General features: G+C 64.4%; 10 protein-coding genes. 3 read left to right on the top strand and 7 right to left on the bottom strand.

The window, feature by feature from the left end:
* Positions 1–33: 33 nt before the first annotated feature.
* The 3 genes from NPJ82_RS16080 to NPJ82_RS16070 all read right to left on the bottom strand — a co-directional run bounded on the left by NPJ82_RS16080 (position 34) and on the right by NPJ82_RS16070 (position 7,410).
* Positions 34–2,118, bottom strand: a complete 2,085-nt coding sequence (locus tag NPJ82_RS16080) for a ParB/RepB/Spo0J family partition protein (RefSeq protein WP_342659173.1) — start codon at positions 2,116–2,118, stop codon at positions 34–36.
* A 160-nt stretch (positions 2,119–2,278) separates the two neighbouring features.
* Entirely contained in the window at positions 2,279–6,508 is a 4,230-nt protein-coding gene (locus tag NPJ82_RS16075; protein ID WP_342659172.1) for a strawberry notch family protein, read from the bottom strand.
* 62 nt (positions 6,509–6,570) lie between these two features.
* Positions 6,571–7,410, bottom strand: coding sequence for a toprim domain-containing protein (locus tag NPJ82_RS16070; RefSeq protein WP_342659171.1), 840 nt, complete (start codon positions 7,408–7,410; stop codon positions 6,571–6,573).
* Positions 7,411–7,561: 151 nt separating this feature from the next.
* Here NPJ82_RS16070 and parA point away from each other — a divergent pair, with 151 nt between their 5' ends.
* The 3 genes from parA to NPJ82_RS16055 all read left to right on the top strand — a co-directional run bounded on the left by parA (position 7,562) and on the right by NPJ82_RS16055 (position 10,067).
* Positions 7,562–8,191, top strand: a complete 630-nt coding sequence (gene parA, locus NPJ82_RS16065) for a ParA family partition ATPase (RefSeq protein WP_342659170.1) — start codon at positions 7,562–7,564, stop codon at positions 8,189–8,191.
* Positions 8,188–8,439, top strand: coding sequence for a plasmid partition protein ParG (locus NPJ82_RS16060; RefSeq protein WP_342659169.1), 252 nt, complete (start codon positions 8,188–8,190; stop codon positions 8,437–8,439). The genes parA and NPJ82_RS16060 overlap by 4 nt, the downstream gene beginning before the upstream one ends.
* A gap of 710 nt (positions 8,440–9,149) precedes the next feature.
* Positions 9,150–10,067, top strand: coding sequence for a lytic transglycosylase domain-containing protein (locus NPJ82_RS16055; protein WP_242121706.1), 918 nt, complete (start codon positions 9,150–9,152; stop codon positions 10,065–10,067).
* Here NPJ82_RS16055 and NPJ82_RS16050 read toward each other — a convergent pair.
* The 4 genes from NPJ82_RS16050 to NPJ82_RS16035 form a co-directional block, all read right to left on the bottom strand.
* A complete protein-coding gene (locus tag NPJ82_RS16050) occupies positions 10,034–10,309 on the bottom strand; it encodes a hypothetical protein (protein ID WP_342659168.1) in 276 nt (91 codons plus the stop codon). The two genes, NPJ82_RS16055 and NPJ82_RS16050, sit on opposite strands and share 34 nt — an antisense overlap.
* Positions 10,310–10,515: 206 nt before the next feature.
* Positions 10,516–10,851: a hypothetical protein gene (locus NPJ82_RS16045; protein WP_342659167.1), complete on the bottom strand. Its 336-nt coding sequence runs from the start codon at positions 10,849–10,851 to the stop codon at positions 10,516–10,518.
* Between the two features lie 150 nt (positions 10,852–11,001).
* Positions 11,002–12,243, bottom strand: a complete 1,242-nt coding sequence (gene repC / locus NPJ82_RS16040; protein WP_342659166.1) for a plasmid replication protein RepC — start codon at positions 12,241–12,243, stop codon at positions 11,002–11,004.
* 515 nt (positions 12,244–12,758) lie between these two features.
* A complete protein-coding gene (locus NPJ82_RS16035) occupies positions 12,759–13,697 on the bottom strand; it encodes a replication initiator protein A (protein ID WP_342659165.1) in 939 nt (312 codons plus the stop codon).
* Between the last annotated feature and the right edge of the window lie 105 nt (positions 13,698–13,802).

The following is a 13,802-nucleotide window of genomic DNA, read 5'->3' as shown; positions in this document are numbered from 1 at the left end:
CGGGAGGTCCCAGGCCGCGGGTTGGCGTTGGACCTATTCGGCCGCGATCAGCGCGTGGTCGTCGTTGACCGAGCCGAGCGCGCCCTCCGCCTCGTCGCTATCGCCATCGGCGGGATCCTCGATGTCATCGCCGCTGGTGACATCGTCCTGCGCCGTCTCGGAAGCTTCATCATCGACGCTCTCGTCGAACTCGGCGTCGGCGACCGCGGCCACCACGTCGAAGCGCATCGCGTCCGGCACCCAGGCAAGGGCGGCTTCCTTGGTCTCCGCCTCGGTGATGGCCTCACCGGCGAACAGCTTCTCGCACGACGTCGAGATCTCGCCCTTCTTGGAGCCGACATAGCGTGCCGCCAGCACTGGCCCACCCACGTCGGTGAGAAGGGCGAGCAGCGTCCCCTTCGACACACGGTCGAAGAAGTTTGCGGAGGTCGGCCGCCACCATTTGGCGACGTCGATCTCGAGGATCGAGGCGAGGCGGGCGTGGAGCGGATTGGTCTTCGCCGAGCTGTAATCGGGCTTCGCCTCGAGCGACGACGCAACGGTGAGGGCCAACCAGGATGCCTTGGCATCGTCATCGAGTGCCCGGAATGCCTCGAACCGTTCGACCGGGCTGCTCGACGTGGTCCAATCGCTGTTCAACGATTCACGCGCCTCGGCGATGGCGAGCTGCGCCTGGGTCGCGGGCTGGTCCTTGGGCATCTGAGGATCCTGCGGCCGACCCGCAGTGACGGTGGTGCCATAGCGACTGTAGCTGCGGCTCTGGTCCGTCATCGCGAACAGCATGTAGTCGAGGGCCAGGCCGGGGTCGGCGAGGATCGATGCGGCCAGGATGTCGCGACGCTGTACCGCGAGCTCGTCGTGGAGGCGTGCGCTCAGCGGCTTGCCGCCGGGAGCAACCGCTTCGGGCGGAAGCGACGAGGTGTCCCGAGCGCTGCGGGTCGAGCCGGACGTGCCGTCGCCGGCCGAGCCTTGGAGCGGCGTTTCGCTGAAGTAGGTGGTCTCCAGCGTCATCTTGCCGTCGCGGCCGAGGGTCAGGAAGGTGCCCACCTTGTCCCTCATTTCGTCGGAAAGAACGGGCGGCCGCGAGTGCAGCGTCTGATATTCCTCACGGAGCCGCTCGAACTCCTCCTCCAGAGCCGCGTACGCGGTCTCCTCCATCTCCTCGTCGGCCATCAGCTCCTCGAGCGTCTCGCAGCGCGCGACGATGGCGTCGGAGCGTGCGGCCTCCTCCTCGCCGAGCGGCGCGGGCTCGAGCGTGACGCGGTGCAGATCAGCGGTCGCCCCGTACAGGCTGGTGGTCGCGATCGGCCGGACCCAGGCGAGGCCCTGCTCCTCGCCGACGCGCTTCGCCTCGGCCTCCATGATCGCGGCCGCGAGCGTCCGCGCAAGCTCCGGATCCGACCAGCGATCGCCGTCCTCGCTGAACAGGTCGCACTCGACCTTGCCGCCTGCAGCCACATAGGCGTCGGTGCCGACGAGGACCGCGACCGGGTCGCTCGCCTTCATCGTGTCGTTCACGATCGCGCGGCGGATTTGATCGGCGTTCACGTAGGAAGAATGGGCGTACTGCTGGAAGACGCGCTCCTGCTTGGCCTGATCCTCGGTGGAGCCGTAAGCCTTGGCCATCTCCAGCGTGATGCGTCCCTCGCTCAGCGCTTCGAAGATCGGTTCGGCGAGATTGGCGAGCCGCAGCCGGCCCTCGATGAAGCGTCGCGTCTGGCCGAACCGGTTCGCGACGGCGTCGATGTCACCGTCGGATTTGAGGAAATGCTGAAATGCGACGCATTCCTCCGCTGCGGTCATCGGCTCGCGCTGGAAGTTCTCGGTGAGCGACACCTCCCGCAGGTCCGCGTCGTCGCCGGAGACGATCTTGACCGGCACGCCGTAGGTCGCCGCGTCGATCTCGCCAGCGTCGGCGAGCATCATCGCGCCGAGATAACGCCGATCGCCGGCGATGATCTCGTACGTCCCCTTGGGCCGTGCGGCGGTAACGAGCAGGTTCTGCATGATGCCGCGCGCACGGATGCTCGAGGCCATCGCCTCGATGTTCCTGGGCGGGGTGGTACGGACGTTCTTCTCGGAGCGCTTCAGCTTCGCGAGTGGCACGGTCTGGGTCATCGTCGTCTCCATCAGGTGCCCGGCCGCGCGACGTCTCGCCGCACCCAAACCGGACACCTTCCCGCTCCCCCTTTCCTTCCTTGTCCCGATCGCTCCGGTGCCCGCGCTCATGCGCGGGCGGCGCATCCCGGACGCCGTTGGCGGTAAAGAGGCTCCGCTCTCATCGATCGCCAAGCACACGCTGCAGGATTACGGTCGCCTCGGGCACCGGTACGAACACGCGTGTCTTGTAGGCGATCACCTCGGTGAAGCAGCCGAGGGACTTGAGCCAGGCAAGCTGGCCGGCGGGCGCACCGACGATCTCGATCCGCGGGAGGCCGTTCACGCGTGCCCGCTTGATCTCGCAGGCGAACGGCCGCTTGAGAGGGATGACATTGCCGTTCTCAACGGCCCGCGCGATCTCGCTGGGTGTGAGCGAGGTCTCCTCCGAGAGCCCGAGCTTGCCGAAGAGCTGGTGCAGGTCGCCGGGGAACACGATGCGGCCAAGCCACGACCGTCCCTCGGCGTCGACGATACGGCTGACCGCCAGATGTGTGCTGGGCAGCGCGGACCAGATCGGCAGGAGGAGCCCTGTTGCAAGACGAATCGTCTCTGTGTCGACGTGATTGCGCGCCTGCTCCTCCTCTTCCGCCCACGCCTTGGCGAAGGTCTCGCGTGCGCACTCCTCCCAGGCGGTCTCATAGAGGTCGTCTGCAGCTAGGTACTCGCGGCGGGTGGGTCGCATCAGCTCGATGCGCAGCACGGGCATGCCGTCCTCCGTCATTCCGGCACGCGCCGGGGTTTTGAGGGCGACCTTCCCCGACTTGGCGTTCTTTACGAAGACTGCGGTGTCGTCGGCGTCGGCGAGACGCAGCGCTCGGTCGAGCGAGACCGGATGGCGACGACGAGCGACCTCGATCGTCAGTAGATGCGAGGTGGCACCGCTAACTGTGTCGGTTCGCAGAATGCGATCATCGAGGACGGTCGCGGTTTCCACCAGCATGGTCTCGACCCCGACATCGAGGGTGCCGGCATCCCGAGCGGCCGCAACGCGTGTCTCCACCAGCGCGAGAAACTCGTCGAAGATGACGTTCTGCAGGCCGATCGGCAGGGCCAGCAAGCGGTTGAGCCAGCGCTGAATGGGCGGGAGTTCCTCCTTCAGGACCCCATCCTGATCGGTCAGTTCGAGGCCGGTGCGATGAGTGAAATCCTGGAGGCTGGTGCTTTTCAGCTTCCCGCTCTTGAGAAGGTGATACCAGCTGATCAGGGCGGCCTTGGCGTACTCGCTTTCGAGATTGTCGGCAGGATCGAACAGGTTCTGGCCACCGGTCTGGCGCTGGCCGCGGGTGAGCGCACCGAGACTGTCGAGCCGGCGCGCGATCGTCGAGGTGAACCGCAGTTCGCCCTTGCAGTCGGTGGTGACAGGGCGGAACAGCGGGGAGCAGGCCTGATGCGTGCGATGGGTACGTCCGAGCCCCTGGATCGCGCGATCGGCGCGCCAGCCCGGTTCGAGCAAGAGGTGGACACGCTGCTCCTGGTTCAGGGCGTCTAGGCTGGCATGATACGACCGGCCGGTTCCGCCCGCGTCGGAGAAAACGAGGATGCGCTTGGTGCCGGCCATGAACGCTGCGGCGTCGGCTTGGGTCGATCTGCCCGATCGCGTCTCAAGTTTCTGGGTGCCGTTCGCGGCCGGGACGAGGCGCTTGGTTCGACCCGTCACCTCGGCAACGGCGTCGTGGCCGAAGTAGGTGAGGACGCCATCGAGCACCGCGGCGATCGGCGGGAGAGCGCAGAGCTGCTCGATGAGATCGTCGCGCGCGGCTTCGGCCTCCGGATTGGTGACCGCGTGACCGTCGTCGTCGATCAACGGGCGCGAGCGCACCTCGCCAGTGTCGTCGCGGTAGTCCCGCATCTGCTGGACGGGAAACGCACGCGTCAGATAGTCGATAACCGCTTCGCGCGGTGACAAGTCGATATCGAGTTCGGCGCGCTCGTCGGGCGTGAGCTCACCCAGGCGACGGTTGAGGATCGCCTCGGCGGTGCTGACCAGTTGAAGGACGACGGATTGCCCGGCATCGAGATGCTGGCGAACCGCCGCAAGCACGGTCGGTAGCTTGCATGAGAGGAGCAGCGAGCCGAAGAAGCGCTGCTTGCAGCTCTCGAACCGGGAGCGCGCTGCCGCCTTGGCGCCGGCATTCTTGGTCGCACCGTCCATCGCGTCGACCACGCCGGTGATCTCGAGCGCCTTCTCCATGTTTCGATGGATGATGCCCCAGGCATCGGCGTATCGATCGTAGACGTCGATCTGATCGGGGGTCAGTTCGTGTCGCAGGATGTCGTACTCGACGCCGGCGAAGCTCAGCGCGCGCGCCGTGTAGAGGCCAGTCGCCTTGAGGTCGCGGGCGACGAGCTCCATGGCGGCGATGCCGCCTTGACGGATCTCGGAGATGAATGCCTCGCGATCGGCGAAGGATGTTTCGGGTCCCCACAGACCGAGCCGGACGGTATAGGCCAGGTTGTTGACCTCTGAGGCACCGGTGGCAGACGCGTACAGCACGCGGGCGGCCGGGAGACGGTTCTGGAGGAGAACGCCGGCGATACCCTGGAGTGAGCCCGCCTTGGTGCCCATGGCACCCTCCCCGCCGGCGACGCCACCCATCTCGTGTGCCTCGTCGAAGGCGATCACCCCGTCGAAGTCGTCGGCCGCCCAGGCGATGATCTGATCGAGCCGCGTTGCGTCACCCCGACCCGACCGGAGGGTCGGATAGGTGACGAACAGCACGCCCTCGCTCATCGTCACCGGCTCATCGATCTTCCAGCGCGACAGCGGCTGCACGTCAGCGGCCATCCCGCCTAGCGCCGTCCAGTCGCGAACCGCGTCTGCGTGGAGCGCCTCGTTCTTCGACACCCAGATCGCCTTGCGACGCCCTGCGAGCCAGTTGTCGAGGATGATGGCAGCGACTTGGCGCCCCTTGCCGGCCCCAGTGCCATCGCCAAGGAAGAAGCCCTTCCGATACTGCCGACCGGCAGCGTCGAGGACGAGCCCCACGCCTTCCTTGTCGCAGGAGAACATCCCCGGGATGAACTGCGTCCAGGCATGCCCCGCGTAGACGACGGTTTCGAGCTGCGACGACGACAGGAGGCGGTCCGACACGGTGCGCTCCGGCAGGTGCGGAACGTGCGAGGGGATGGGAGCCGGGATGGAGCCCATCGCCACAGACTCGACCAGCGAGGTCGGATGGTCGCCGGCCGCGTCGAAGACGATGCGGCTAGGCCGGTACGGCAGATAGACCCCGACCTGCTCGGCGATAGGCGCTGGCGTGTCGAGCACCTTGTAGCCGACCGGTAGCACCTCGTTGCGGGTCGGCGCCCGGAAGATGCGCGGCGCGGCAGCCGGGCGCGACTTCATCGCTCGCAGGAGCGACACCGCCCCTCCCCGCTTGACCGCCGAGGATGCGTTGTCCTCCTGCAGGGCAGCGCGATCGGGAATGACAAGCAGGTCGACCAGCTCAGCCACGTTCCGACGAGCGATCGTGACCCCTGCGATGTCGCCCACGATCTTGTCGATCACGTAGATCCGAACCGCGACGCCGGTGCCGTGCTTTCCGTAGCCGTTCGTGAGGCGGATGGAGGTGCGAAGGGCCGTTCCTGCAAGTGTCGTCGTCCAGATATCGGCCATCCGTGCGGAATGGGCGAACCAGTCCGGCATGATGGCAACGAGGCGCCCGCCTGGCCGCAACCGCTTCAGCGCGGCTTGAAGATGGCGGACCGCGGCGAGCGCGTCGGCACCGCGACAGACCGAACGCGAAAATGGCGGATTCATGAGGATGAGGCTGGGGCGCTGCAAAGCTGTGAGCGTACTGCCGATCGTTGCCCCGTCATGACCGGAGACGACGGCATGGGGAAATGTGGCGGAGAGCCGCGCCCGCCGCGCCGGATCGATCTCGTTGAGCTGCAGGGCGGCGATCGTCGACAGTTGAGCGACAAGCAGTCCGTTGCCGGCGCTGGGCTCGAGCACGACATCCGTCGGTCGTGCAGCCGCGAGCAGGACGGCCACGGCTGCGATGTCGACAGGTGTCGAGAACTGCTGCCAGTCGATCTGTTCCTCGCTGCGCACCGTTTGCGTCGGCAGGCGATCGAGCAAGCCGAGGGCGAGTGGGAGGTCGGCCGCGGTTTGGAGCGGCTGCGAACCGCTCACCAGATGGAGCGCCAGCGCATGCTCGAGCACCTCGAAGCTCTCGCGCTGCGTCCAGCGCCCCTCTGCGTCCGAACCACCGAAGGCGTGGACCATCGCCTCGTTGAGGTCGCGTCGGCTGAGCTTCGTCTGTCCGCCGAGGAGCGGCAAAAGCATGCGGGCAGCGTCGGTGCAGGCGGTTGCGCGGTCATGCTTGGGATCGAACAGGTCGGTCATGGGGTGGGTCTCCAGAACTGTCTGCGTGCTGCAGCTCAGTTCCCCCGCTCCCCCTCCCCTTCTCAGCTCCTCGGCCTAAGCACGTCGGCCCAGTCGCCGTACTGTTCCGGCGGTGGCATGCGGGCGAGCGCAAGCCCACGCTCCCGATAGGCTCGCCAGGCCTTGCTGCGCGCGCGCCGTCCTTCGGGATCGTTGTCTTCGGCGATAATCAGTCGTGTGACGTTGCTCGGGATCTGGATGCGATCAAGGCGGGCCGCCCCCAACGTCGCCCAGCACGGTATGCAATTGATCTGGGTGAACGCCGCAGCCGTCTCGAAGCCTTCGGCAATGGCGAGGGTCTCCCCCGCCCTGCCCCCCTGCCAGGCACCGGCAACGGGAGCGCCGAGCATCACCTTGTCCAGGTAACCACCGTTCGTCGTGTCGAGGAAGATACGTTGGATCGCACGGAGGTGGGAACCCTCTCGGACCGCTACGATGAGCGCGGGCAGGAAGCGCGTGGAAGGCTTTGGACCCCACGGGCAGCGTGGATGAAAGCGGATATCGTCGAGTGGCAGGCGCAGGCCCCGCCCGCCGAGATACTCAGCGGCTGCCGTACCGTCCGCGGGAAGGGCCTCCTCCCAGAGCCGTCCGACGTTGCTCCCGCCAGGGCGGTGCCGGGCGGGCGGTGGCTGATGGCTTCCGGAGGGTCGTAGGCGGGAAATTTCGCGCAGGACGTCCCCCGGATCGCAACCGGCAAAGCAATGAACGAGAATGCCGTCGTGCCCCTGCCGCACGGACAGGCTGGGATCGCTGTCCTGGTGTGCTGGGCAGCGGCAGGTAGCGATATAGCCCCGCCAGGTGCCGCCAAGGGCACCCACGATATCGACAACGCGCTGGGTGGGTCTGAGAGCGATCAGGGACATTCCCGTCTCCTTTCACCCCCTCCCGCCCTCTTCTCTCCGACAGAAAAGCACATCGCAGGGTTTGCGAGTAGACGACGAAGCGGCAAGCCGATAAGACGGCTTTACGTTTTGCAGGTTTTACGATTACACGTTTCCACGGAAGGTGCCTCTCATGATCGTTGCGTTGCTCAACCAGAAAGGCGGCGTCGGAAAGACGACCCTGAGCGTGAACCTGGCCTCAAGCCTCGCACGCGACGGCTCGCGCGTGTTGCTGATCGACGCCGACCCCCAGGGCAGTTCGCTCGACTGGGCCGCGGCTCGCGAGGAGCAGCCGATGATCTCGGTGGTCGGCTTCCCTCGACCGACCATCCACAAGGAGTTGGACCAGATCGGCCAGGGCTACGATCATGTCGTCATCGACGGACCGCCTCGCGTGACCGAGCTGGCGCGATCGGCGATCATGGCGGCGGATGTGGTGCTGGTCCCTGTCCAGCCTTCGCCTTACGACATCTGGGCCGCAGACGAGGTGGTCAAGCTTATCGTCGAAGCGTCCGTATTTAAGGAAAGCCTGAAGGCCACATTTGTGGTAAATCGCAAAGTCGCAAAAACGGCGATTGGGCGCGACGTGGTTGAGGCTTTGGCAGCATATCAGATTCCGACCATGACGGCGCAGATCGTCCAGCGCGTCGTGTTTGCCGAGGCAGCGGCCACCGGGCGCGCCGTCTTCGAGATCGACGGCAAGAGCGCAGCGGCAGTGGAAATTGAGGCCGTACGGGCCGAACTGATGGAGCTTGTGGCATGACCAAGAAAGTGACGATCGGCCGACGCCCAACGGCTGGCGCGCCTGCCGCCGCTGGCGCCGATGCCTGGGTGGGAGCGGGAGCAGAGAAGCTTGCCGAACCCCCCGCCGCGGACGTCAAGATGAAGCGGTTGACGATCGACATACCGGAGAGCCTCCATCGCACGATCAAGTCCCAGTGCGCGATGCGAGGCACGAAAATAGCTGACGAGGTCCGTGACCTGCTGGTAAAGAAATACGAGGCGCCGTAATTACGCTTTTGCGTATCGGCGTATCGGCGTGTCGCCGCAAAGCCGGTAATGCGCTTTTCCGTATCGCCGGCTTTCCGTAAATGCGACCTGCCGGTTGCAGTGTCGGCTAGGGCGATCCCACCTCCCTCCGATCGCGGAATAGCATCCGGTTTGATGAAAGGTTCAAGCGAGTGGCAGCAGGGCAGGGGTCCACCTTCTTCGTGCCGGGCGTTCCGGCCAAGGACCAAGAGCAAGCGTATAATGAGCTCGCGCTGGCCTGCGGGTGTGCACCGGCGCCGACAGGCAAACGCATCCGCTCAATCACGTTCCGATCGAACGGAGAGACGTGGACAGCCACGGTTGGCGAAAAGCTAAGCGGCTCGGCGACGAAGAAGAGCCGGGCAGGGGGGCAACGCATCGAACGCGCCGTTCCTCTCTCAAACGGCTCGACCGTCCTCGCCATCTTCGCCGGCGTGCCCTTTCGGGTCTGGCATGACGGCGCGTCCAGGGTTTGGTCCAACCCATTCCTCGCTGGCGAGCCTTCCTCCGTCACGATGTTCGCGGACGGCGGAGCATAGCCACTTCGACAGCGATGGCGCCCGCATTTCAGCAGATGCGCTTCGTCGTAAATCTGTTTAAGCGCAAAGTCGGGTTCCCGATGCGCTCTCCTCCCGGGCAGGGTAATTTTTTTCCACGTTGACCATGCCTCCTTCCGATGGCTGTTTCGACAAATGAAGCACCCCGGCGCGCTGAGATTAGTCACAGGATTGGTCGCGGCTTCCGTCGCCCTCGGCCCTGCCGACGCGTCCCAGCGGCAAGCTGAACTGGTCGCATTCCGTGATTTGGCTGACGGTGTGGTGATTGATGTAGGCCGCACGGCGCCGAAGCCACTTCCACCATCAAGCGAGCAGCAGGGCGTCTCGCCCGAAGCCTTACAGGATGACTTCCGCAGCATCGCCGCGGCCGAGCAAGCACATACGACTACGGATGTTCCGAGCCCGGCGATCGCGATACCGCTTTGGATGCAGACGGGGAGGGTGATGACGGGTGCGGCTCAGGTCGCTCAGAGCGTCGTCGCGCCTTACATGTACAGTCCGGCCGCTTGCTCGATGACGCCTTACCGTCCGCGGGGCGATCTGGCTCCGTGGCAGGAGGCACGCCGCGCCCGATATTTCCCTCTCATCTCGGCCGTCGCCTGTGAGGCTGGCGTGCCTACCGGGCTCCTTGATGCCCTCGTCGCCCAGGAGAGCCGCTACGACCCGCTGATCGTCTCCAACAAGGGCGCGGTAGGCCTGACCCAGTTGATGCCCGATACGGCCCGAGGCTTGGGTGTTCTCGACTCCCGAGATCCGCTGGCCAATCTGAGGGGAGGGGCCAGATACCTTCGGTCTCACCTGGACGAGTTCAAGCGCGTCGATCTCGCACTGGCGGCCTACAACGCCGGCCCTGGCAGGGTACGAACCTTGGGAAGGATCCCACCCTTCAGGGAGACGATCGATTACGTTGCGGCGATCACGAAGGGGTGGAGCAGCGGTGCCTATCGAGCCGCATCCGTGCAAACCGCCGCGATGCCGAGTGCGGCAGGCTGGCGGGGCAGGGGGGTCCAGCTGCTGGCTTACACGTCGACGAGCGTGCCGAACCCGAGGTAATGGGCAAAGTAGATCGCGATCGCGAGTATAGCCGGTGCACCCAAGAGGTAGTTGAGCTGCCAACGAACCCACAGCCGCGGCGCGACGAGGACCTTGTCGAGAATGGTCGTGGTAGGCAGCCGGCTGTTTCCCGTGCGATAGTCATAGGCGGTCTTGATGACCGCGAAGACGGCGCACATCGCGACCATGACGCCGACGGCGGCATAGAGGGAGAGCCAGGCCTGGAGTGTCGCTTGGGGCATATTGACCACCTAGCAGCAATATGCTGACGATCGCTTAACCCTCTTGGGGGTGCAAAGTTACCAACCTGCCCGGACGCGTGGGTGCTGATGACTGATGGTGGCAAGCTAACTGAATCGCTCCGGCATGGCCGACTGACTCGGCACGGCGTCGTCCACTCCGAGCGATGAACGGCCCCGGCAGCGATGCCGGGGCTTTTCGGGTCTGCTTAGCGACAGAAGGGAGTATTGGGGTTTCGGCTGCGCTTCCGCTCCGGCAGCATACCGTTGTAATTGTCATACCGGCGAGCATACCGTTCCGCCATTTTGGCGGACGCGTAACCCAGAGCCGCCGACACCATAAGCGCAGCCGCGTAGCGCAGCATCATCGCTCCGCTGTCAGGGGTCCGGGTGCCGAAGAAGATCAGCAGCATCTGCCCAAGCGAACAGCTCATACCGGCGACGGACAGGCTGGCGCTGAGGGTGAATGCCTTCATGCGCTTCTCTTCCTGCTCCTGCTTCTTCTGGTAGAAGCGGTGCGCTTCCAATCGACTGACGTTAGACATGGCGTTCTCCCTTCGTTCGACCAATTTGTGGCTTCGCAAATAGGATTCAAGGTGAGAGCCGAGCCACAATCGTGACCCGGTTCCGTGACTGAAACAAGCAGGCGAGGGGGCTGACGGCCGTCTTGTCGCGAACGGGGCAGACGTTGGCCATTAATGCGCAGCCATTCGCTCAGTCCTGAAACCCCATAGGCTCTTTTGAAGGTCGAGCTCGCCGCGCTTCGCCCGCGCGACCATCCCGGCGTAATAAGCGCCCGCTGTAAGGCGGATCTCATTGCGCGCCTCTCTCTCCGCAGTGATCATGACTGCGACAGCAGCGCCGTCGCGACCCAGCGTATCGATCGCATCCACCCACGTTCCGGAACGGATGCCGAGGTCATGCCGCAGGCGGGCCGCGGCGTTATGAACGTCGGGCCACCGCGGCCGGGCCTCCGTTAGATACATCGCGGTTGTCGGGAACATCTCCGCAAGATCGCAAGGCCGCACCTTGAGGCTGCTCTGAGAAGGGGAGGGGGGCAGCACCGCTTGATCGGGCAGGCTCACGTCAGGATCAGAACTACATCTTCGCTCAGCATGTACGGTATTTTTAGAGGGAATGGTTTGTATATGTATGTCGGGTGATTCAGCTGACCCCGACGGGTTATTTTGTCCTGTGAACATGAAACGATCGATGGTCTCTCCGACCAGATCCTCTACGCCGGGAAGCCGATCGAGCGCGGCCTGGTAGCCTTCGCCGTCGCCCATGGTCCTGGCCTGCGCGGCAGCGAACGCGATCTCGTCGATCGCGTCTTGGAGTGCCATCCAGTGCGGTCCAGTGAGGCTCAGATCAGCGGCCTGCGCGAGTGCCTGTCCGACGATCCGGCGAACGCGCGCGATCTCCTTCTTGCCTGTCTTGAAGAGCGCATAGAGGGCGTTGAGGCGGTCGCCGGCATCCTTCAGCTCGGCATAGCGCAGCCGAATGGGCGAGAGGTCGAGGCCGTAGGCTTCGACGATAACGCCGTCACGGTTCCGGAAGCCGCTTCGGCGTCCCGACGCGCTATCCCGCGCGAGGATCAGGCCTGCGGCGCGCAGCTCGCGCAGCCGCGCCTTGATGCACGCGACGGTCTTCCTGACCTCGTCCGCAAGGTGCTGGTTGCTCGGCCAGACGACGAGCGGGCGGTCGGCGGCCCAATCGGCCTCCCAGGTGAGCTGGACAAGATCCATTAGCGTCTCGATCGCGCCGTTGCTGACCGCGATCGCGCCTTTCAGCGCCTTCACGACCCTGCGAGCGTCTTGTTTGGATATCTGGACGCCGCTCCCGTCGACGACCTTCATCCTCCGGGTGAGCTCGCGCGTCAGCGCCGTGATCGGCCGCGCCCCGGTCCGGCCGGTGAAAGCCGTTTGCGTATAGTTCATCGTTCGCCCCCTCGGATGGAGGGACCGTCAGCAGGCATAACTAGTGCGTGGCGCGAATCGCGCTCCCTTGAACCGGGTGTCAGGATCGTCTAAATGGGAGGTCTATCGCGGACCGGTCAGCGTTTGGCGACGCTGCCCATCTTACGGTTCCAGGGTGCCCGGCCTTCGTGCCGGGCATTCGTTTATGTGGCCACGGTCATAGCTCCAGAAAATGCGACGGAAGGTCGCCCGAGCACAGTGCCGCAGATGCAAAGGTTAAGAAACCACGAGGATTCGTGGTATCGGCTACGCTCGCCGGAAAAGATTCGTGGTATCGACTACGCCTGCAGCGATAAGTTCGTGGTATCGACTACGCCTGCAGCGATAAGTTCGTGGTATCGACTACGCGGCAACGCAAAGTTCGTGGTATCGGCTACGCCTAAGGGAATGGTAGTTGGCCTTCGACGCGATCGGCAGTGCTGACAAGGCGGGCAGGGGGAATGAGTCGCGCCTCCGACTGTCGTGATCAAATCCGATCAGTTGTCGGACACGGATTTCGATCGCTTCATCGGCGCCAGGACAGTCGGAACCTCGCGAATGACAACAACCTCGTCCGAGACCTTGCTGCTTTTCGAGGCACCTTCGGCGGCTTGGATGGAAAACTCGAAGCCCGGGACTGTACCGTTTGCAGCCTCGACAACGTAAGGCTTGAAGAGACGGGTCAGGCTTTGATGGCCGATCTGGTGCTGTAGGTCACCCAACCTTATCGAGGTCACGCCGGAGAAGCGCAGGAAGCAAGCGACTTCATAGAGCCGACGGTTGATCGGGCTCAGCTGGAAGTAGCTGGGTGCGTATTGCATGACACTTCGATCCTTAAGGATCGCCCGGAACAGCCAATCGCACAGACGAACGTTCACGGCCTTGAGCCTGCGCTCGCCGGTTCGCGTCTTGGTATATTGAAGGCGGGCGGTCTCAACCCAGGAGAAGAATCCCGCTTCGCCCTCGCCACCAGTCTCGATGTCAGTCTTGATCTGCGTGCTCTGCAGTCGTTCCAATGCCTCGTACAATCTTGTATACGCGTTGGATGACGGTGTAGCTCCGGTGACTCGGAAGAAGTCATTGGCAGTGAACTGGAAGTTTTGGCTTACTGGCTCGCCGTTCTCGATCTTCGCAGCCATAAGGCTGGCGATGTAGAGGATAACCTCTTTGTCGTAGATGTTGGCGACACCCTTATGGCCAGGCTGCACCTCGATACTGATCTCGCCGGTGCTGTAGGCAAGCGGCTTCATCCATGCCTGCTTCGTAAGCGCGAAGAAGGGGTATGCCATCAGCGATAGCTCGCCATGAACACCACCGCGTAGTGGGCTGTCCATGGAGAAGAGGTCGCCTTGCATCGGAACCACTGCGTCTTTGGCAGTGCCGGTCGGCGCCCGATCTTTCGACAGGCCTGGTTCGGCCGCCTTACTCTTCGGCATGACCAACTCCGTCGTCTACCAGTCGGCTCACGCGCGTCCGAACCGCGGCGACTCCATAGGCGTAGGCGATACCACGAGCCGGTCGACCCGTAAGGCCGGTCATGG

The organism is Sphingomonas sp. NY01 (assembly GCF_038809135.1).
GTDB lineage: Bacteria > Pseudomonadota > Alphaproteobacteria > Sphingomonadales > Sphingomonadaceae > Sphingomonas > Sphingomonas carotinifaciens.
This window is presented reverse-complemented; position numbering and strand designations above follow the sequence as displayed.